Origin of the sequence: Haloferax sp. Atlit-12N, from assembly GCF_003383095.1 — an archaeon.
Lineage (GTDB): Archaea > Halobacteriota > Halobacteria > Halobacteriales > Haloferacaceae > Haloferax.
Genome location: NZ_PSYW01000002.1, coordinates 443,405 through 462,646 on the forward strand (window position 1 = coordinate 443,405; position 19,242 = coordinate 462,646).

19 protein-coding genes are annotated in these 19,242 nt (G+C 65.7%); 7 read left to right on the top strand and 12 right to left on the bottom strand.

Features of this window, described 5'->3' with window-relative positions:
- Positions 1-498: 498 nt before the first annotated feature.
- Both C5B90_RS10590 and C5B90_RS10595 read left to right on the top strand, forming a co-directional pair.
- Entirely contained in the window at positions 499-933 is a 435-nt protein-coding gene (locus tag C5B90_RS10590) for a type IV pilin (RefSeq protein ID WP_115881327.1), read from the top strand.
- A complete protein-coding gene (locus C5B90_RS10595) occupies positions 934-1,407 on the top strand; it encodes a type IV pilin (protein ID WP_115881329.1) in 474 nt (157 codons plus the stop codon).
- 163 nt (positions 1,408-1,570) lie between these two features.
- Here the strand turns inward: C5B90_RS10595 and C5B90_RS10600 are convergent, their stop codons facing one another.
- The 4 genes from C5B90_RS10600 to C5B90_RS10615 all read right to left on the bottom strand — a co-directional run bounded on the left by C5B90_RS10600 (position 1,571) and on the right by C5B90_RS10615 (position 3,915).
- On the bottom strand, positions 1,571-1,759 hold the full coding sequence (locus C5B90_RS10600; protein ID WP_115881331.1) for a hypothetical protein: 189 nt from the start codon (positions 1,757-1,759) through the stop codon (positions 1,571-1,573).
- A 52-nt stretch (positions 1,760-1,811) separates the two neighbouring features.
- Complete coding sequence (locus tag C5B90_RS10605) at positions 1,812-2,372, bottom strand: DUF1684 domain-containing protein (RefSeq protein WP_115881333.1); 561 nt, start codon at positions 2,370-2,372, stop codon at positions 1,812-1,814.
- 58 nt (positions 2,373-2,430) lie between these two features.
- Positions 2,431-3,414 (bottom strand): aldo/keto reductase, encoded by a 984-nt coding sequence (locus C5B90_RS10610; RefSeq protein ID WP_115881335.1) that lies wholly within the window; start codon positions 3,412-3,414, stop codon positions 2,431-2,433.
- 234 nt (positions 3,415-3,648) lie between these two features.
- Positions 3,649-3,915 (bottom strand): hypothetical protein, encoded by a 267-nt coding sequence (locus C5B90_RS10615; RefSeq protein WP_058566868.1) that lies wholly within the window; start codon positions 3,913-3,915, stop codon positions 3,649-3,651.
- A gap of 345 nt (positions 3,916-4,260) precedes the next feature.
- On the opposite strand from C5B90_RS10615, the gene C5B90_RS10620 reads away from it, so the two are divergent.
- Complete coding sequence (locus C5B90_RS10620) at positions 4,261-4,542, top strand: transcriptional regulator (RefSeq protein ID WP_115881337.1); 282 nt, start codon at positions 4,261-4,263, stop codon at positions 4,540-4,542.
- A 9-nt stretch (positions 4,543-4,551) separates the two neighbouring features.
- Here the strand turns inward: C5B90_RS10620 and C5B90_RS10625 are convergent, their stop codons facing one another.
- The 6 genes from C5B90_RS10625 to C5B90_RS10650 all read right to left on the bottom strand — a co-directional run bounded on the left by C5B90_RS10625 (position 4,552) and on the right by C5B90_RS10650 (position 11,777).
- A complete protein-coding gene (locus tag C5B90_RS10625) occupies positions 4,552-5,487 on the bottom strand; it encodes a DMT family transporter (RefSeq protein WP_115881339.1) in 936 nt (311 codons plus the stop codon).
- A gap of 114 nt (positions 5,488-5,601) precedes the next feature.
- Positions 5,602-6,933: an ABC transporter ATP-binding protein gene (locus C5B90_RS10630; protein ID WP_115881341.1), complete on the bottom strand. Its 1,332-nt coding sequence runs from the start codon at positions 6,931-6,933 to the stop codon at positions 5,602-5,604.
- The gene (locus C5B90_RS10635) at positions 6,926-8,119 is read right to left on the bottom strand and encodes an ABC transporter ATP-binding protein (protein ID WP_042662444.1); all 1,194 of its coding nucleotides are present in this window, start codon (positions 8,117-8,119) and stop codon (positions 6,926-6,928) included. Before C5B90_RS10635 ends, C5B90_RS10630 begins: the two co-directional genes overlap by 8 nt.
- A 1-nt stretch (position 8,120) precedes the next feature.
- Positions 8,121-9,185 (bottom strand): ABC transporter permease, encoded by a 1,065-nt coding sequence (locus tag C5B90_RS10640; RefSeq protein ID WP_115881343.1) that lies wholly within the window; start codon positions 9,183-9,185, stop codon positions 8,121-8,123.
- A 6-nt stretch (positions 9,186-9,191) separates the two neighbouring features.
- Entirely contained in the window at positions 9,192-10,190 is a 999-nt protein-coding gene (locus C5B90_RS10645) for an ABC transporter permease (RefSeq protein WP_115881345.1), read from the bottom strand.
- A gap of 3 nt (positions 10,191-10,193) precedes the next feature.
- Complete coding sequence (locus C5B90_RS10650; protein WP_233512024.1) at positions 10,194-11,777, bottom strand: ABC transporter substrate-binding protein; 1,584 nt, start codon at positions 11,775-11,777, stop codon at positions 10,194-10,196.
- 199 nt (positions 11,778-11,976) lie between these two features.
- Here C5B90_RS10650 and C5B90_RS10655 point away from each other — a divergent pair, with 199 nt between their 5' ends.
- On the top strand, positions 11,977-12,615 hold the full coding sequence (locus tag C5B90_RS10655) for a hypothetical protein (RefSeq protein WP_058566860.1): 639 nt from the start codon (positions 11,977-11,979) through the stop codon (positions 12,613-12,615).
- A gap of 142 nt (positions 12,616-12,757) precedes the next feature.
- Positions 12,758-13,483: a hypothetical protein gene (locus C5B90_RS10660; RefSeq protein ID WP_115881349.1), complete on the top strand. Its 726-nt coding sequence runs from the start codon at positions 12,758-12,760 to the stop codon at positions 13,481-13,483.
- Positions 13,484-13,648: 165 nt separating this feature from the next.
- Here C5B90_RS10660 and C5B90_RS10665 read toward each other — a convergent pair whose 3' ends face one another.
- Together C5B90_RS10665 and C5B90_RS10670 are read right to left on the bottom strand one after the other, a co-directional pair.
- Complete coding sequence (locus C5B90_RS10665) at positions 13,649-15,904, bottom strand: NADP-dependent malic enzyme (protein ID WP_115881351.1); 2,256 nt, start codon at positions 15,902-15,904, stop codon at positions 13,649-13,651.
- 131 nt (positions 15,905-16,035) lie between these two features.
- Positions 16,036-17,142, bottom strand: a complete 1,107-nt coding sequence (locus tag C5B90_RS10670) for a Xaa-Pro peptidase family protein (RefSeq protein WP_115881353.1) — start codon at positions 17,140-17,142, stop codon at positions 16,036-16,038.
- 222 nt (positions 17,143-17,364) lie between these two features.
- Here C5B90_RS10670 and C5B90_RS10675 point away from each other — a divergent pair, with 222 nt between their 5' ends.
- Positions 17,365-18,156, top strand: a complete 792-nt coding sequence (locus C5B90_RS10675; protein ID WP_199517505.1) for a COX15/CtaA family protein — start codon at positions 17,365-17,367, stop codon at positions 18,154-18,156.
- Between the two features lie 264 nt (positions 18,157-18,420).
- Positions 18,421-19,233, top strand: coding sequence for a basic amino acid ABC transporter substrate-binding protein (locus C5B90_RS10680; RefSeq protein ID WP_115881357.1), 813 nt, complete (start codon positions 18,421-18,423; stop codon positions 19,231-19,233).
- The last annotated feature ends 9 nt before the right edge of the window (positions 19,234-19,242 follow it).

A 19,242-nucleotide genomic window follows, 5' to 3' on the forward strand; every position in this document is an offset into this window, starting at 1 on the left:
CCACAAAGCATATGTACGTCTGTTGAAAATATATCTAGCGCGTGCGCACGCCACCTTGGGTAGGAACGGCGTCCCCGGTTCGCCGGGGGCGTACTCGTTCTCGGTAACTAATTGCTGAGCGGCGGCTGTCCGTAATATCAACATCACGTGTCCGCTCGCCTCGCGCACGTACACTAGATGAAGTAAGTCCGTCCCAGACATGACACACCGAGTGGCGATACGAATGAACACTCTGGAACGTGTCAATCGTTCTTTACAACCCCGTCCGGAAGCGGTGACATTAGGAACTTAAACACCATATAAACACTATATTAATGTCCGAATCGAGCCGCGAAACCATCCATTAATCTGGCACGTAGATTTAAGTTACCCCGGGGATACGAGTCGATTGGACACACCGCGACGGGTGCCGGGCAGGGATGCTGGTCGCACAGCGGCGAACGCGTGCGCACCGGCGTCTTCGGCGAGCGATACCGTCCCGGGTGTCGGACACAACGCATGCAACTCAAACATCTATTCACGGAAGACCGTGCAGTCAGTCCCGTCATCGGGGTTATTCTGATGGTGGCGATTACAGTTATCCTCGCGGCCGTTATCGGTACCTTCGTCCTCGGTCTCGGCGACCAAGTGAGCGAGACGTCCCCGCAGGCGAGTTTCGCATTTGATTACGACGGCACCGAACTGACGATCACGCACGAGAGCGGTGAGCAGATTAACGGAGACCTCGTCTCCATCACAGGCGACGTGAACGTTTCGTCGCCAAACAACAAGTGGTCTGACCTCGGTTCAGGGACAATCTCCGCCGGTGAGTCGGTCGTCATCCAGAGTTCTGGCAACGACGCATTCACTCAAGGCGAGACCGTCCGTGTCGTCTGGACTTCCGAGAGTGGGAGTACGTCGTCTACCCTTCAGAAGTGGACTTACAACGGATAGATGAATTTCAAGCAACTCCTCGCTGAGGACGATGCGGTGTCACCGGTTATTGGTGTCATCCTCATGGTCGCGATTACAGTCATCCTCGCGGCTGTCATCGGGACGTTCGTCCTCGGCCTCGGCGACCAGGTCGGCGACACCGCACCGCAGGCGAGTTTCAGCTTCGACTATCAGGACGAATCATCACTAGATAACCTCACCGTCACCCACGACAGCGGGACGTCAATCGACGCTGAAAACGTCAATCTGACCGCCGATACACCGTTCCAAACGGTTGCATCAGACGACAGCCTCAGCACGGCCAACACTAGCAAGTCCTTCGCAGACATGGGTGTCTCTGACGACGTGACAGCAGGAACGTCCGTCCAAGTCGGCAACAACGATTTCAACAGCGCAACGTTCCGTATCGTCTGGACCTCCGAGAGTGGCAGTAACTCCGCCACACTCCAGAAGTGGTCCGGCCCCGACGCCTAAACGCGACACAACCTTCGCGGCATCGTTTTCTTCGGACCGCTGACCACGCAGAGTGCCGACTCGCGAGAGTGCTATGGGACCCGTCGCCGTCGCTATCGGGACAAACGCAACGAACTCCGGCGAGAAAAGACGGTTTTAGTCGGTACGACGGCGAGCGCCGGATTTAGACCGGGCGGCCGCCCTCGGACGTGCCGACCAGCCACGTCCCGAGCGTGAGCGCGCCGGCACCGAGCGCGAGCGCGTAGGACATGACCTGTGCGGTGTTCGGCAGCATTCCCGGCAGCATCGCGAGCGTCCCGACGATCATCAGCGCCATCCCGATGACGGCTTTCTTCGAACTGAGCAGTCCCATGTCGGTCTCTCCGGAAGCGTCCGATATGGAACTTGCGCTTTTGCTTCGCCGATTACTCGTAGTCTCGCTCCCCGGCGGGGACGACTACGTCCAGCCAGTTCTCCTCGGGGGGAAGCGGACACTCGAACGTGTCGGTGAACGCGCAAAACGGGTTGTACGCGAGGTTGAAGTCCACGACGACCTCGTCCAACTCGTCGAGGGGCGCGTCGGGCGTGAGTTCCATGTACCGACCGCCGTTGTAGGTCTGCTGTCCCGTCGTCTTGTCGCGGAAGGGGACGAACAGCGTCGGCGAGTCGTCGTGTTCCTGCTGATACGCGCCGAGGGTGAGTTCGGCGTCACGGAGTTCGAAGTGGAACGTGGCGACACGGAGATACCGGACCTCGCCGTCGGTCGAGGTGTCCATCGTCACCGGCTCGGGGTCGTCGTGCGTCTCGACCGACGCGGCCACCCGGTAGTCGGGGTCGGGGTCGAAGTAGTCGAGGCCGTCGAAGTCATCCCGTTGTTCCGGTGGAATCGGCGACTGGGGATGCGACCCGAAGAAGTCGTCTTTCTCCTCGCGCTTCGCCCGGAGTTCGGAGACGTAGGCGTCGGCGTCGAACGCGTCGGCAGTCATACGCGACGATACCCGCCGGCGACACCTACACCTGACGGTTCGGCGGCGCTCTCACATGCTACGGGGTCAGATGGCGCTTGGCAGTCGAGATGCGCTTGAACTGCTCGCTCGTGAGGTCGATGTCCGCGGCCACGACGTTCTCGCCGAGCTGGTCGACCGTCCGCGCCCCGATAATCGGCGCGGTGACCTGCGGGTGGTGCATGAGCCACGCGAGACTGACCTGTGCGGGCGACGCGCCGACCGCCTCGGCGACCTCCTCGACTACGTCGAGCGCGTCGAAGTTCGACGACGTGAGATACGAGTCGGCGAACCGCTGGTCGTTCGCCGCGCGGGAGTCCGCGGGCGGGCGCTCGTCGCGGGCGTACTTGCCCGTGAGAAAGCCGCCGGCCAGCGGCGACCACGGCACGACGCCGATGTCGTAGTCGGCGCACATGTCGAGGTAGTTCCCCTCTATCTCGCGGTTGACGGCGTTGTACCGCGGCTGGGCGATCGTGAACGGTTCGTAGCCGCGCTTGTCGGCGAGTTCGTTCGCCTTGACGACCTTCCAGGCGTTGGGTTCGAGCGTCGAGGTGCCGAGGTAGTTCACCTTCCCGTCGCGGACGAACCCGTCGAGCGTCCGCATGAACTCCTCGACCGGCGTCTCGTCGTCCCACCGGTGGATGTACAACAGGTCGACGTAGTCGGTGTCGAGTCGGTCGAGGATGCGGTCCATCTGACGGCGGAGATGCTTCCGATTGAGCCCGCGGCCGTTGGCGTCTTCGCGCGTAGGCCAGAAAACCTTGGACGCGACGACGAAGTCCTCGCGGTCGCGCGTTTCGAGCCACTCGCCGATGTACGTCTCGCTCGCGCCGTCGCCGTACATGTCGGCGGTGTCGATGAAGTTCCCGCCGGCGGCGGCGTAGGCGTCGAGCAACTCGTGGGCGCGGTCGCGGCCGACCTCGACCTCGCCGTCGTCGTTCTGCCGACCGAACCGCCACGTCCCGAACGCGAGTTCGGAAACCGTCGTTCCGGTCCGTCCTAGTGGAACCATCGCGAGCGACATACCGAATCCGAAGACCGGGGCGCGGTAAAGCCACTCGATTCCCGATGGTCGAAGATGAGGAACGTGAGACCGTGACAGGTCGGAGCAGAAAGCGTCTGAGGAGCGAGTGAGAATCGCGATGGGACGCGCGGCGGGCGCTCGCGGAGTCGAGAAACGGAGGGCGTGAAAGTGGAGGGATAACGCCGGTTTGGTTCGACGCCCGACTAGAACTGGCGTGTCGGTGCGACGGGGTGTCTACGACCGGGCGTAGTTGTGCCCGAGCACGAGCGCGAGCGCGTTGAGCGCGAGGAGCGCTCCGAAGACGGTGAATTCGCTCGCTTCGAGGCCGCCGAAGAGCAGGGGCAGATACAGGAACGGGAGGGCGACCGCGGCCCAGAAGCCGACGAACCGGAGCGGTGCGGCGACGAGTTCGAAGCCGAGGCGGAGTGGTTGTTCTTCCGTTACGACGTCGCGGAGTTGGGAGAGGCGTTCGCGAGGGACCGTGGATGGGGAGTTCGACATTGGTTGGGGGGCACCTACGACTACATCATGGAGTGGAGGGGTCATAATTACGTGCGAGAATTCCATTCGTTTCATACTCGTTTACTGGTGACTATTCGATAAACGTGAAACTTCATAGGCCGACGAGCGGCCCCCTAACACTTCATAACCGCCTCTAACTCTTTTATTCGTACAACAGTCAGGCGTTCTTGAATAGTCACAGAACCCTGAATCTCCACGGAATTCGCCCGAACGAACACGGCCCCGATTCATTCGGTGACTCGACACGCAGTTCGCCGGGCGGGGCGCGGATTCGACCGTCGTCGGTCCGTAGGGATTTAGCTCGCGAGCGCGACTGTCGATGCGATGCCAGAGCTCAATCGCGTCGCAAAGCGCATGTACAACATCCACCCGAACGCCATGCATCTCTCCGTCGGCGAGGAGATAGCCGGCACGTTCACGCTGGAGAGTGCGGAGTTCTTCCAGACGGACTTTCAGGCCGAGGGCCGGCGCGACGGCGACGAGGCAGTCTACCGGTTTGCGACGACTGAGGACAACGACGCTGTCGTCGTCGGCCGACAGCGACCCGGCGAGGAGGGGTGGACGATGGTCGGAGAAGTGGACTCGGTCGAGCGGACGGACGCGTAGCCGCCCTTTTCAGTCGGTCGAGCGGACGCCGTCGCCGAACCGGTATCGGAGTTCGCGCCGAATCGCCCCGCGCTTCAGGAGGACGAACCCGAGGAAGATGAGCGCGAACCCGCCGACCGTGGACGGCGTCGGAACTTCGCTCAGGAGCGCCCACCCGGAAAGCGCCGCGAAGACGGGCGCGACGTACGAGACGAGGTTGATTTCGATGGGGCCGAGGCGGTCGAGCAGGTCGAAGTAGATGAGGAAGCCGAGCGCGCTCGCCGCGAGCGAGAGGTACGCGAGCGCGGCGACCGACTGGACGTTGAGGACGACCGAGCCGAGGCGCTCGCCGAGGCCGACGGAGACGACGTGCATCAGGGCCGCCCCGAGGAGCATCGACCACGCTTCCATCGTCTCGATGGGCATCTCCGAGTCGACTCGGCGGGTCAGCACCGACCCGAGGGCGAAGGCGGCGGCCGCGCCGAAGATGAGAAGCTTCGCGACCGTGCCGCCGGCGAGGAGGTTGCTCGGGTCGAGTTCCGAGAGCACCGCGACGCCGACGAGGCCGAGGAGGAGGCCGACCACACCGAGCGCGGTGAGTCGCTCGCTCGGGAGCAAGAGCCGCGCGAATCCAGTGGTGAGAACCGGGCTGAGGCTGACGATGACGGCGGCGGCGGCGCTCGTCACGTTCGGGTCAGTCTCACCGATAAACAGGAGCGCGTGGTAGGCGGCGATGAGGAACACCGCGCCGATGGCGATTTCCGTCCACTCGGCCTTGCCACGCGGGACCGGCGAGTCGGTGGCGTACAGCGCGTAGGCGAGCATCACGACGCCGGCCACGTCGTACCGGAGGGCAGCGAAAAGCACCGGTGGAAAGAACTCGAGTCCGGCTTTGATGGCCATGAACGCGGACCCCCAGACGGCGGCGAGGACGACGAACAGGCCGAGGTTTCGGTACCGTGTCACAGCGATGGTGCGCCCGGTGGGAGCCTGAACGTTTCGTTACGGGGTGGTTTCGCCGGTGCCGCGAAGGCGGCGTCGGCCGATGTCAGTACCCGCCGCCCGCTCGCTGAACCCGAGTCAGTCGTCGGCCTCGGCGGCCGCGCCGGCGGTCGTTCCGATGACCGTCACCTCGTTGGAGCCCTCGTAGAGGTGACACGCCGCGGGGTGCGACGCGTCGCCGACGGCGGGCCGCCGCGTCTCGCAGGGGCTCTCGAAGCGCTCGCGAAGCGTCTCGCTGGCGCGGTCGGTCTCGCCTTCGGCGAGATGGCCGAGCGCCGTATCGACGACGCCTGCGACCTCGCCGCGGAGTTCGGCGTCGATGTGTCTCGCGCGCGCCTCCTCGATGAACGCCTCGGTGTCCGCCCGGTCGGGGTCGGCGGCGTCCCAGATGTGGTCGGGGTTCACGTCGCCGACCGCCAGCGCGTCCCGGAGGTCCATCACGGCGCGGTAGGTCTCCTGTTCGATGTCGAGGTCGTCCGGAGGGATGACCTGCGGACACCGCGTCCGGAAGCGACAGCCCGACGGCGGGTTTCGCGGCGACGGCACGTCACCCGAGAGCGCCTCGACTCGGCGGCCGTGTTCGGCCGTGGACGGTCGGGGAACGCTCTCCAACAGCGCCTTCGTGTAGGGGTGTTTCGGCGACTCGAACAGCTCGTCGGTCGGGCCGAGTTCGACCACGTTCCCGAGGTACATCACGGCGACGCGGTCGCAGATGTGGCGGACGACCGAGAGGTCGTGGGCGATAAACAGGTACGTCAGCCCGAACTCCTCTTGGAGGTCGTCGAGCAGGTTCAACACCTGCGCCTGCACGGACACGTCGAGCGCCGACACCGGCTCGTCGAGGACGATGAAGTCCGGTTCGAGCGCGAGCGCGCGAGCGATGCCGACGCGCTGGCGCTGGCCGCCGGAGAACTCGTGCGGATAGCGGTCGAGGTGATTCGCAGAGAGGCCGACCCGCTCTAACAGGTCGGCGACCTTGTCGCGCCGCCACTCGCGTTTCGACTCGGTCTCGGTGGTCTCCGGAATCCCGTGAATATTCAGCGGTTCGGCGACGATTTCGCCGACGGTCATCCGCGGGTCGAGGCTCGAAAACGGGTCTTGGAAGACGATTTGGGCGTCTCTGCGGAACGCCTTGAGTTCGTCGTCGTCCATCTCGAAGACGTTCGTCCCGTCGAAGGTGACCGCGCCGCCGGTCGCCTCGCGCAGTCGGAGCAAGGTTTCTCCGGTCGTGGACTTCCCACAGCCGGACTCGCCGACGAGTCCGAGCGTCTCGCCGCGTTCGACCGCGAAGGAGATGCCGTCGACGGCCTTGACGCTCGTCGGGTCGCGCCCGAGGAGGCTGTCGACGAACGAGTCCTGCTCGAAGTAGTACTTCTGGAGGTCCCGAACCGCGAGGAGGGGCTCAGTCATCGGCGCTAACCTCCTGGTCGGCCGCCTCGGCCGCCTCGGCCGATTCGACGGCGTCGGCGGGGTCGTACTCCTGTTCGGCGAGAACGCACCGGACGCTGTGTCGGCCGTCCAGTTCGTACTCGGGGATGCGGGTCAGACAGTCGGTCATGGCTTTGGGACACCGGTCGGCGAAGTAACACGCGTCGGGCATCTCCGAGTCGAGCAGGCTCGGCACGTTGCCCGAGATAGGTTCGAGGCGGCCCGAAGGGTCGTCCACGTCCGGAATCGACCCCAACAGCCCCTGCGTGTACGGGTGGACGGGGTTCTCGAAGATGTCGGCGAGCGGGCCGCGCTCGACGACTTCGCCGGCGTACATGACGCCGACGCGGTCGCACATCCGGGCGATGACGCCCAAGTCGTGGGTGATCATCAGGATGCTCATCCCCTCCTGTTCCTGCAGGTCGCGCAGCAGGTTGAGAATCTGTGCCTGGATGGTCACGTCTAGTGCCGTCGTCGGTTCGTCGGCGATGAGGATGTCCGGTTCGCCGGCGAGCGCCTGGGCGATCATCGCCCGCTGGAGCATCCCACCCGAGAACTGGTGGGGGTACTCGTCGGCGCGGTCTTCGGGGTCGGGGATGCCGACCTGGTCGAGCAGTTCGACCGCGCGGTCCATGCTCTCGTCGTCGACGTAGCTCTTCGAGGGGAGAAGCGAGTCCACGAGGAGCGAGCCGAGACCGTATCCCTGGGTGCGCGAGCGCGTGCTTCGCGGGTTCGAACGGGCGCGCCGTTGGACCTCGACCGCCTCGGCTATCTGCTCGCCGACGGTTATCGAGGGGTTAAAACTGCTCATCGGGTCCTGAAACACCATGCTGAACGACGGGCCGCGAAGCGACCTGCGGACGCCCTTCGGGAGCCGTCGGATGTCCACGAGGTCACCGTCGACGGCCTCGGGCTTCGACCCGCGGAACTCCTCGGCGAGGTCGGCGTTGCGGTACCATATCTCGCCTTGCGTCACGCGGCCGGGCGACTCGATGAGGTCGATGACCGACAGCGCGGTCACGGACTTTCCGGAACCGGACTCGCCGACGATGCCGAATATCTCGCCGTCTTCGACGTCGAACGAGACGCTTTCGACCGCGTTGACCTGCCCCTCCTCGGTGAAAAACCGGGTGGAGAGGTCGCGGACGCTGAGAATCGTGTCGGCCATCTCAGACGCCCCCCTCCCCTTCGATGCCGGGGTCGAGCGCGTCTCTGAGCCAGTCGCCGACGAGGTTCAGCCCGATGACCGTCACGACGATAGCGAGGCCGGGCATCGTCGAAATCCACCACGCGGTGGACTGGTACTGCCGACCGAGGGCGATGTCGAAGCCCCACGACACGTCGGCCCCGGAGAAGCCGAGGAACGACAGCGCCGATTCGAGCAGGATGATGGCGGCCACCTGAATCGTCGCCAGCACGAGGATGGGCGTGATGGCGTTGGGGAGGACGTGTCTGAGCATCGTCCGCCCGTCGCTCGCGCCGAGGGCCTTCGCGGCCTTCACGTACTCCTCTTCGCGGATGGAGAGCGCCTCGCCGCGGGCGACGCGGGCGAACCACACCCAGTTGACGAGCGCGACGACGACGATGACCGTCCCCGGGAGGACGACCGTCTCGGGCATGCCCGTCGGTAACCCGACCGCCGAGCGGAACGCCGGGGCGATTCCGGTTGTGACGAACGGGTCGGGGATTGGCGCTTGTGCCTGTCCCCAGACGCCGACGAGGGCGATTGCGAGGACGAGCGAGGGGAACGCGAGCATGATGTCCGCGCTCCGCATCAGCAGGTCGTCCACGCGCCCGCGGTAGAACCCCGCTGATAGCCCGACGAGGACGCCGATGAGCGCCGCGAGCGACGTGCCGAACAGCCCGACCAGGATAGACGTCCTCGCGCCGTAGATAATTCGCGAGAGGATGTCCCGACCGTTACCGTCGGTGCCGAGCGGGTGGGCTGCCGTCGCGTTCGTGTAGACGGTCTGCGTCTCGGTGACGACCTGACCGTCCTCGATGACGACGCTCCCGTCTTCCATCTTCGTCACTTCTTTCGTCTCTTTGGTGCTGAAGCCGAGCGGCGGTTGTCGGGAGTTGTCGAGATTCTGTTGAGACGGGCTATACGGGGAGATAAACGGGGCGAAGACGGCCATCGACACCATGAGGACGACGACGACGATGCCGAGCCTCGCGAGGAGACTCCGTCTGAGTTCCCGACGAAGGTTTCTGCGTGTGCGTTCCGATATCATAGAGCGTTAATCGTAGGCCACCTGCGGGTTGACGTAGGCGTACAGGGCGTCAACGAGGATGTTCACGAGGACGAACCCGACCGCGACGATGATGAGCGAGCCCTGTAAGACCGGCCAGTCGCGGGCGTTGATGCTGTTGATGATGAGCGTCCCGAGCCCGGGCCACGCGAAGACGGCCTCCGTGATGACGGCCCCGCCGATGAGGGTGCCGAGCTGGAGGCCGATAACGGTGATGACCGGGATGAGCGTGTTCCGAAGCGCGTGCTTGTAACGGACCAGCGTCTCCGGGAGTCCCTTCGCCCGCGACGCGCGGACGTAGGTCCGTCCGAGTTGGTCGAGCATCCCGCTGCGGGTGAGCCGCGTGATGAGCGCGGTGAAGTACGTCCCGAGCGTGATTGCTGGGAGCGTGATGTGCCACAGCCACGTCACGAAGCCGTCTACTGCCGCGCCCACGTCGCCGCCGGCGAGAAGCATCGCAATGCCGTCGAGGCCGATGGGACGCTGGCTCGTGGGGAACAGGTTCAACTGGACCGCGAGCACGAGGATGAGCATCACGCCCAGCCAGAAGTTCGGCGTGCTGATGCCGACCAGCGAGAACACGGTCGCACCGTAATCCGCGGGCTGGTGACGTCGCGTGGCCGACAGGACGCCGAGCGGAATCGCGATGACGACGGCGACGATGGTCGCCGCGATGGCGAGTTCCAGCGTCGCCGGGAGTTTCGCGACGACGCGCGCCGCGACCGGCGTCCGGGTCACGAGCGACAGGCCGAGGTCGCCGACCGGGATGCCCGAGATGAACTGCCAGTACTGCACGTACAGGGGCTCGTTCAGCCCGAGTTCGGCGATGACCTGCGCTCTGACCTCGGGGTCGACGTCGGGCGGTAACAGCACGTTCGCCGGGTCCCCCGGTGAGATGAACCGGAGGCCGAAGACGACCGTGATGACCCCCCAGATGACGAGCAGCCCCTGGAGCGAGCGCTTGATGAGGAACCTCGACAGCGACATCGACTACTTCTGGCTCATCGCGTACGCGTCGATGCGCTCGTCGGAGCGGGCCTCCCAGGCGATGGCGTCATTGACGCCGTAGACGCTGTACTGCTGGTTCAGGAAGATCCACGGGCACTGCTCGTGGGCCATCGCGTTCGCCTCCTGGAGCGTCGCTTCGCGCTCCTCGCCGGACTGGTTGCCGGCCTGTTCGAGCAGCGCGTCGAACTCCTCGTTTTGCCACGTCGTGAGCGTCCCCTCGGAGGCGAGAAGCGCCTCCATGACGAGGCCGCCGTCGAACGTCGCCTCGCCCCAGCCGATGAGGAACCACGGCGGGCGGGCCTCGATGCTGCCCGCGAGCAGTTCGTCGACGAGCGACCCGAAGTCGCGCTGGCGGACCGTCGCCGTGACGTTCGGTAGCTCGTCGATGTAGCCCGCGACCGCCTGCGCGATTTCGAGGTCCTTCAGGTAGCGCCCGACCGGCGTGTGAAGCTCGATTTCCGCGCCGGCGTAGCCGGAGTCTTCGACCAGTTGTTCCGCTTGGTCGGGGTCGTGCGGGTACGGGTCGAGGTCGGCGTTGTGGCCGACGAACTCGGGGAGCGTCGGCTGGCTCGTCTGCGCGCCGAAGCCGCCGAGGACGTTCTGGACGATGCTTTCGAGGTCGATGGCGTAGTTCATCGCCTGCCGGAACTCCATCGAGTCGAACGGCTCGACGTCGTAGCGCATCGCGTTGTAGATGATGCGGGTCGACGGGGCCGCAGCGACGCGAGCGTTGTCGGAGTTGGTGACGCGCTGGACTTCCTGCGGCGGGACGTTGACGATGAGGTCGGTCTCGCCCTGCAGGAGTTGGTTGACGCGCGTGCTGGCCTCGGACGCCGCGCGGAAGGTGAGGGTGCCGACCGCCGCGGTGTCCTGCCAGTAGTCCTCGTACGCCGTGAGGACGACCTCCTCGTCTTCGGTGTACGAGTCGAGCTGGAACGGCCCGGTGCCGTTCATGTTCTGTCCGATGTACGCCTTGTCGTTGTCCTCGACCCACGACTGCTGCATCACGTCGAGGTAGGTCGCGAACTCGGAGAACACGATGGGGTTGAGCGAGGAGTTGTTGACCTTGACGGCGTTCTCGCCTTCGATGACCTCCGCGCCGGCGACGCCGGCGAGTTGGTCGCTCTGCGGGCTGGCGAAGCCGACTTCCTCGTCGACGACGCGGTTGATGCTGTACGCGACGTCTTCGGGGGTGAGTTCGTCGCCGTTGTGGAACGTGACGCCCTCTCGGAGTTCGAAACGCACCGCGTTCTCTCCGTCGATACGCTCGTAGTTCGTCGCGAGCGCGGTCTGAACCGACCCCGCCGCGTCGCGGGTCAGAACGCCCTCGTACGCGTGGAGGACGACGATGTCGGTCGTCGTCTCGCGGTGGTCGTGGGGGTCGAGACCGGAGGGCATCTGGCCCTGCGTGATGGTCACGTCGAACGAACCGCTGTCCTCCGTCGTCGTTTCGGTGGTCTCAGTCTCCTCGCCGCCGGTCGTCGTCGTTTCGGTGGTCTCAGTCTCCTCACCGCCGCCACCGGAACAACCCGCGAGCGCCGCCGACGCCGCCGCGCCGCCTGCCAACTTCATGTACGACCGTCGACTAATGTGTGAATTGTTATCAGCCATCGAAGGTAGATTGCGTCGGTCGTTCTTATATCCATTGCCTGTGATTCGGCCCCTGCATAGCGTTCTGCCTATATATTGTGCACAGTTATGCTCCCGAGTCATCATCCCCCGAACGCGGGGTACGTTTATTAGGGACTATCGCCGAACGATTTGTATGGCCGTGACCGGCCGTCCCACACTTCGGGACTTGTTCGACGAGTCGCCGACGCCCCACATCGCACACCCGCCGCGCACGCACCAACGGCACTTCTACGTCGCGACGGACGGGTCGTACCGCCCGAACGGCGGCGGACTCGGTGCGGTGATAGAGACCCGCGACGGCGAGCGAGTCGCCCGTATCGCGCTCCCAGACGTGCCGCCGGACAACAACGTCTCGGAGTATCGCGCACTTCACCTCGGACTGGACGTGCTCGCCAATCGCGCGCCGCCGGGCGCTCGCGTCGGCGTCCTCGTCGACCACGACGACCTCGCCGCGAACGTCAACAACGCGGTCCTCGCCGGCGACCACCCCGACTGGAAGTCGCCGAAGCGAATCGTCGTCCCCGCGGGGAGCGAACACCACTGGCGAGGGATTCAAGCCCGCATCGCCGGGTTCGGTGAGCTTCGCGCCGCGCGAATCGACAGCCGCGAGAACCCCGCGCACCCGCTGGCGAACGCGCCGGGCGAGTACGAACACGTCAACCGGCGCGCCGACCGCTGTGTGCTCCCCGACCCGCCGGAGTTCGAGACGGACTCCGGCACGGACGTGAGCTATCTCCCGCCTTCGCGGTTCGAGGGTCGGGCGAGCGACTGACCGCGTCGGCGTCGCCGACGACCCGTTCGCCCCGCCCGTCCGGGGCCGCCGAGCGTGAGCGGTCCCACTCGCCGTCGCCCCGCCGGCGGCCGGTCACTTCACCGTCAAAAAGTTGACAACGCGGAGTGACGACGCCGGACGTATGGACTCCACGGAGACCGTCGATGCGCTCGACCCCCGGCGACACGGGCTCTCGCCACTCGGTGCGACCGCGAGACGCCACGCACGCCGGCTCGTCGCTATCGGCCTCTCGACGGCCGGGTTCGTCTTTGCCATCGTCCGTGACCCCGGACTCCTCTCGCCGACCGCCGGTGTCTCACCGACTGCCGGGGCCTCTCCGACTCCCGGTGTTTCGACAGCTGTCGTCGGTGTCGGCGATCCGACCGTCCTCGTCCGTCTCGAACTGGGCGTGCTCGCCGGCGCTCTCGCCGCCGGCGCCTCGCTCGTGTTTCTCGCCGACCGCGACCCGACGGTCGACCTCCGCGCCGCCTCGGGGTGGTTCGCGCTCGCCGCCGCGGGGTTCCTCGTCGGAACGGTCGCCGCGCGGCAGTTCGCGCCGCCGCTCGCTGACCTGCTGGTCGAATGGGGCCGCGTCGCGGCCGGTTCCCGCCAGTCGGCGCTCGAACTCGAACTGTTCTTCCCGGTCGCGGTCGGCGGCGGCGCGGCCGTCGCCCCGCTTCTGCTCGGGTTACGCCGCGCCGGCGCGCTCTCTCGTCGACTCGCCGGTCGGACGAGAGGGCTGTCGCTCCTCTGTCTCGTCGCCTTCGCCGCGTGCTTCTCGCCGCCGGACTCGACGACGTTCGCGCTCTACGCGGCCCCGCCGGCGGTCGGGCTTGGCGTCGCCGTCGCGTGGGTCGAGTTCGAGTAGGGATTCGAAGAAAAACAGAAGACAGACTGCGCGTTACTCTTCTTGCGCGTCTACGACCGCTGTCGCCGCCAGGTCGAACGACCACCTTTTTTTCGGTTCGAGTTCGCTCCGCTCACCTCTCCGAAAAAAGCTGGACCAAAAAATCCCTCGCTTCGCTCGGGTGCGTTACTCTTCCTGCGCGTCTACGACCGCCGTCGCCGCCAGATTGACGATGTCTTTGACCTCGTCGCCGCGCTGGAGGACGTGGACCGGCTTGTCCATGCCGACGAGCATCGGGCCGATGGCCTCAGCGCCGCCGAGGCGCTGGAGGAGTTTGTAACCGATGTTCCCGGCTTCGAGGTTCGGGAACACGAGCAGGTTCGCGGGGTCGTCGAGTTCCGCGAAGTCGTAGGTGCCTTCGAGGATGTCCTCGACGAGGGCGGTGTCGGCCTGCATCTCGCCGTCGACCGGGAAGTCCACGTCGGGGTCGTCCTGCAGGAGTGCCGCGGCGTCGCGGGGCTTGCGCGTCCCCTCGTTCGTGACGCTCCCGAAGTTGGAGTACGAAAGCAGCGCCGCGCGGGGCTCGATGTTGAACTGGCGGGCGAGTTCGGCGGTGTGCTTCGTAATCTCCGCGAGAATCTCCTCGTCGGGGTCGAGGTTGACCGTCGTGTCGGCGCAGAAGACCACGCGGTTCTTGAACGTCATCATGTAGACGCCGGCCGCGTAGTTTGCGTCCTCGGCGGTGCCGATAATCTGCAGCGGCGGGCGGAGCGCCGAGGGGTAGTGGTGGGTCAGCCCCGTCAGCATCGCGTCCGCGTCACCGACTTCGACCATCACGCTGGCGAAGTAGTTCGAGTCGCGGCGGACGAGTTCTTCCGCCTCGGACTTCGTGATTCCCTTGCGCTGTCGAAGCTCGTAGAGGCGCTCGACGTAGTGGTCCCACTCGCCGTCGCGGGGGTTGGCGATGGTCGGGTCGAAGTCGAGACCCAGCTCCTCCGCCTTGCGCAGAATCGTCGTCGTCTTCCCGACGAGGATGGGTTCGGCGATGCCCTCCTCCTGCATCTGGTAGGCGGCGCGAATCATCTTCTCGTTGGAGCCCTCGGCGAGGGCGACCCGCTTGGGGTTCGACTTCGCCTTGTTGAGGACGACGCGCATCATCTCGCGGGACTTCCCGAGGCGCGCTTCGAGGCGCTCGCGGTACGCGTTCATGTCGAGGCGCTCGCGAGCCGCGCCGGAGGTCATCGCCGCCTGCGCGACCGCGGGGGCGACTTCGAACAGCACGCGGGGGTCCAGCGGCTTGGGAATGACGTAGTCGGCACCGAACTGCAGCGGATGGTCGCCGTAGGCCTTGACGACCGCGTCGGGCACGTCCTGCCGGGCGAGTTCGGCGAGCGCCTCGGCGGCCGCGCGCTTCATCGCCTCGTTAATTTCGGTCGCGCGCACGTCAAGCGCGCCGCGGAAGATGAAGGGGAACCCGAGGACGTTGTTCACCTGATTCGGGTAGTCGGAGCGCCCGGTCGCCATGATGACGGTGTCCTCGCGGGCCTCTTTCGCGTCCTCGTAGGTGATTTCGGGGTCCGGGTTCGCCATGGCGAAGATAACCGGATTGTCGGCCATCGACCGCACCATCTCCTGGCTGACGATGCCGCCGACCGAGAGCCCCGCGAGAACGTCCGCACCCTCCATGGCGTCAGAGAGCGAGCCCTCGTCGACCGGCCTGGCGAACTCGGCTTTGTACTTGTTGACGTCGCCTTCCTCGACGCGCGACTCGGTGATGATGCCCGAGGAGTCGCACATCGTGATGTTCTCCTTTTTCGCGCCGAGAGAGACGTAGAACCGCGCCGTCGCGAGCGCGGACGCGCCCGCACCGGAGAAGACGATGTCGAGGTCGTCGAGGTCTTTGTCCACGATGTCGGCGGCGTTCAGCAGGGCCGCACCGGAGATGATGGCCGTGCCGTGCTGGTCGTCGTGGAACACGGGGATATCCATCTGTTCCCGGAGCTGTCGTTCGATTTCGAAACACTCCGGGGCCTTGATGTCCTCCAAGTTGATGCCGCCGAACGTCGGCTCCATCGCCTTCGTCGCCGCCACGAAGTCATCCACGTCGGCGATGTCGAGTTCGACGTCGAACACGTCGATGTCGGCGAAGCGCTTGAACAGCACGCCCTTGCCTTCCATCACCGGCTTCGACGCCTGTGCTCCAATGTCCCCCAGCCCGAGGACGGCGGAGCCGTTCGAGACGACGCCGACGAGGTTGCCCTTCGCCGTGTACTCGTAGGCGGCGTCTTCGTCCTCCGCGATGTCGAGACACGGCGCGGCCACGCCCGGCGAGTACGCCAGGCTCAGGTCGCGTTGGGTGTTCGTCGGCTTCGTCGTCGCAATCTCGATTTTTCCGGGTGGGTCTTGTCTGTGATATTCCCGTGAGTCGTCGTCCAGTCCCATGACCCACACGTCCTCACGCAGGGGGCAAAAAGCTATTCAACAACGTCGAATTTTGACTTCGACAATAGTCGAACACTCACCGGACGGCGGCGAGGTCGGGACGGTGAATCGACGCCGTCGCGCTCGAAAAATTACTCCGTTTCGATGTGAAGAATTTCCGGGCGTTCGAGTTCGACCGTCTCGTCGGCGTCGGTCACGGTCCGGGTGGGCCAGCGGCCGGTCATGGTCAGCGGCTCGACGCCCTCGTCAGTGACGAGCGCGGTTCCCTCGCTCTTTGCGCCCTGAATGGTCGGGTTGTAGGCGTAGCCCATCGGTGCGTGGACCTCGTCGTCGGCGTCGGGCGTGGCGAACCACTCGCGGCCGGCGAACCCGGCCGCGCCGCCCTGGTGGTGGTTCAGCCACTCCTCGGACTCGCCGACCGAGTCGTAGGCGTCGCGAATGGCGTCGAACACGTCGCCCGCAGTACCGCCCTCCACGGCGGCCGTTCGGGTCGCCGCCAGCGCCTCCGTCTCGACCTGCATCGCCCCCTCGTGGCGGGTTTCGAGCCACTCGGGCGCGTCGAACGCGACGGTTCGCGTGCAACTCGCGTAGAGGCCGCCACGCTGGGCCGTCACGGAGACGAGCGCGTAGTCGCCGAGTTCCTCCTGTTTGGGCGTGTAATGACGGTACTTCTGGGCTCGCCGCCCGCTGCCGACGAGGACAACCGGCGCTTCGATGCCCATCGCGCTGAGCGTGACTTTCAGGCCGGAGGCGACCTCGTGTTCCGTATCGCCCGGTTCGAGTTCGCGGCAGACCCGCTCGACGGCGCTCGCCGCGTCGCGGCCGAGTTCGCGGTAGGCTTCGATGTCGGCGTCGGAAAGCGGCTGGCGGACGGCCGCGACGTCAACGTCCTCGAAGCCGGGCACGTCGAAGTCGGCGGCGGCGGGGGTCGGCGAGACCGCTTCGACGCCGGACGCCAGCGAGCCCTCGTACCACTGGAAGCGGTGGACGCGAACGTCCTCGTGGGGCACTTCCTCGTGGAGCAGGCGGGTCGCTTCGATGTTGTCCGTCACGACGTGGAACTCGTCGCCGTCGTAGCCGGCGGCAGCGACGCCCAACGGCGAGTCGCGGTCGACGACGTTGTCGCCGCCGAGGAGCCACGCGAAGGAGTTCGGTCGGGCGAACCAGACTGCTTCGAGGCCGTTGTCGTCGAGGTAGCCATCGAGTCGGTCCGCTCGGGATTCGAGTCGCTCGTCCATGTTCGCGCGTCCAACCGAACGGACTTGAATGGGACGGCTCGGACAAGTGGGACGAAGCCCGTCGGGTCGTCCGGGGCCGGCCGGTTCCGACTGGTGCCAGCCGTGGGACTGCGTTCCGGGCTGACGCCTTCGAGGACCATACCGACGAAATATAAGTTCGCTCGGTCCTGACCCTCGCGTATGACACCTCGGCTTCGCCGCCTCCTCGCGGGGGCCGCCGCGATGACCGGCGTCCTGATGGTCCTCGGCGTGTACACCGCCGCCTCGGGGGCCGGCCTCACCTGCGCCGGGCGCTGGCCGTTCTGCGACGGCTTCCTCGGCCTGTTCCCGGCCAACTGGGGCAGCTTCATCGAGTGGTTCCACCGCCTCGTCGCCATGCTCACCGGCTTCCTCATCCTCGGGACGACCGTGCAGGCGTGGCGCGAGGGCGTCGCGAAAGGCGTCCGCTACGCGCTCGTCGTCGCCACGGTCATCCTCCCGTTCCAAATCGTCCTCGGGGCGCTCACCGTCACCGAGTACGAGTGGGTCATCCTCACCGCCCACTACGTGGTCGCGACCTCCATCTTCACCGCCGTCGTCGCCGCCGCCGCGTGGGGACTCGTCGACCGCGGCATCCCCCGCATCGCCGACGCGGTCAGACTGGCGCTCGTCGGCGCGCCCGTCATGCTCGTCTTCGCGCCCCACGCGTTCGTCTCCTTCGGCCCGACGACGCAAGCGGTCTACTACGTCGTCGGCCTCGCTACCTACGCCGCGCTCCTCGCGGTCACCCTCTGGGCGAACACCGCCCACGGCCCGCGAGCGGACGCCTACGGTCGGCTCAGATTCGTCACCGCGCCCGCGAGCGTCGTGGTCGTCGCGCTCCTCATCGCCGGCCGGCAGGTGTACGGTCCGGCGCTCGAACTCGCCCACCTCGGCGGGACGGTCCTCGCGCTCGTCCTCGTTGTCGGCGCGGCGCTCCTCGTCCGCGGCGGGCTTCCGGTACCGCAGGCGAGCGCGACGAACGACGCCGACTGACGAGCGGGCCGCTCCTGATTCGTCGGAGCTCGCCCGCGTGTCGGAGGAGCCTTCAATACTCGTACTAATCACGGCAATATTTACAACAGTATTGCCAGAAGTTGTACGACAATCCGAGACCCACGACAGGTCCGACTCCGTTTCGCGGTTGGAGATATATCGCACCCATCTACACAATTCCCGGATATTTTTCGTCAATCTCGGAACGAATTGACGAACGGACCGAAGAAGTGTTATACGGTGCTGTGCTACCTGAGGGCTGTTATGGAACGTCGCACCTTTCTGAAGGGCTCCGCCGGGGCCGCGGCCGCGTTCACGCTGGCCGGCTGTCTCGGCGGCGGCGGTAGTGGTAGCGAGACGATTACCATCGGTTCGGACATCCCGTACCGGCCGTTCGAGTACGAGACGACCGAGGGCGAACTCGTCGGCTTCGACGTCGACATCGCGCAGGCCGTCTTCACCGACGAACTCGGCTACGAACACGAGTTCCAGAAGACGAGCTTCGACAGCATCATCCCCTCGCTCAACAACGGGAACTTCCGCGTCATCATGTCCGCGATGACCATCACCGAGGACCGCGCGGAGCAGATTGACTTCTCGGACCCGTACTTCACGGCGTACCAGACGGTCATCGTGCTCAACGAAAGCGACATCTCCTCGAAGGAGGACCTCCAGGGCGTCACCGTGGGCGTCCAGAAGGGGACGACCGGCGAGAGCGCCGCGGCCAGCCTCAAAGAGGAGTTCGGCGGCGACCTGACGATTCAGAGCTACGACCAAGTGACCGGCGCGTTCGACGCGCTCCGGAACAACCAGGTCAGCGCCGTCGTCAACGACAACACCGTCAACGCGGAGTTCGTCGAGCAGAGCGACAACGTTCGGTTCCTCGAAGGCGCTGGTGCCGCCGAAGAGCAGGGCAGCGAGAACGCCCCGCCGTACCTCACCCTCACCGTCGAGGAGTACGGTATCGGCTTCCGGAAGGACGACGACGACCTGCGCGAGGAGGTCAACGGCGCGCTGCAGACCATCCGCGACAACGGCACGTACGACGAGATTTACTCGGAGTACTTCTCCGGATAACTCGACCAG

What these genes read in the sequence shown, in the direction of transcription:
- C5B90_RS10590 (WP_115881327.1), top strand. Translation starts at nt 499, where the DNA reads ATGCAACTCAAACATCTATTCACGGAAGACCGTGCAGTCAGTCCCGTC.
- C5B90_RS10595 (WP_115881329.1), top strand. Translation starts at nt 934, where the DNA reads ATGAATTTCAAGCAACTCCTCGCTGAGGACGATGCGGTGTCACCGGTT.
- C5B90_RS10600 (WP_115881331.1), bottom strand. Translation starts at nt 1,759, where the DNA reads ATGGGACTGCTCAGTTCGAAGAAAGCCGTCATCGGGATGGCGCTGATG.
- C5B90_RS10605 (WP_115881333.1), bottom strand. Translation starts at nt 2,372, where the DNA reads ATGACTGCCGACGCGTTCGACGCCGACGCCTACGTCTCCGAACTCCGG.
- C5B90_RS10610 (WP_115881335.1), bottom strand. Translation starts at nt 3,414, where the DNA reads ATGTCGCTCGCGATGGTTCCACTAGGACGGACCGGAACGACGGTTTCC.
- C5B90_RS10615 (WP_058566868.1), bottom strand. Translation starts at nt 3,915, where the DNA reads ATGTCGAACTCCCCATCCACGGTCCCTCGCGAACGCCTCTCCCAACTC.
- C5B90_RS10620 (WP_115881337.1), top strand. Translation starts at nt 4,261, where the DNA reads ATGCCAGAGCTCAATCGCGTCGCAAAGCGCATGTACAACATCCACCCG.
- C5B90_RS10630 (WP_115881341.1), bottom strand. Translation starts at nt 6,933, where the DNA reads ATGACTGAGCCCCTCCTCGCGGTTCGGGACCTCCAGAAGTACTACTTC.
- C5B90_RS10635 (WP_042662444.1), bottom strand. Translation starts at nt 8,119, where the DNA reads ATGGCCGACACGATTCTCAGCGTCCGCGACCTCTCCACCCGGTTTTTC.
- C5B90_RS10640 (WP_115881343.1), bottom strand. Translation starts at nt 9,185, where the DNA reads ATGATATCGGAACGCACACGCAGAAACCTTCGTCGGGAACTCAGACGG.
- C5B90_RS10645 (WP_115881345.1), bottom strand. Translation starts at nt 10,190, where the DNA reads ATGTCGCTGTCGAGGTTCCTCATCAAGCGCTCGCTCCAGGGGCTGCTC.
- C5B90_RS10655 (WP_058566860.1), top strand. Translation starts at nt 11,977, where the DNA reads ATGGCCGTGACCGGCCGTCCCACACTTCGGGACTTGTTCGACGAGTCG.
- C5B90_RS10660 (WP_115881349.1), top strand. Translation starts at nt 12,758, where the DNA reads ATGGACTCCACGGAGACCGTCGATGCGCTCGACCCCCGGCGACACGGG.
- C5B90_RS10665 (WP_115881351.1), bottom strand. Translation starts at nt 15,904, where the DNA reads ATGGGACTGGACGACGACTCACGGGAATATCACAGACAAGACCCACCC.
- C5B90_RS10670 (WP_115881353.1), bottom strand. Translation starts at nt 17,142, where the DNA reads ATGGACGAGCGACTCGAATCCCGAGCGGACCGACTCGATGGCTACCTC.
- C5B90_RS10675 (WP_199517505.1), top strand. Translation starts at nt 17,365, where the DNA reads ATGACCGGCGTCCTGATGGTCCTCGGCGTGTACACCGCCGCCTCGGGG.
- C5B90_RS10680 (WP_115881357.1), top strand. Translation starts at nt 18,421, where the DNA reads ATGGAACGTCGCACCTTTCTGAAGGGCTCCGCCGGGGCCGCGGCCGCG.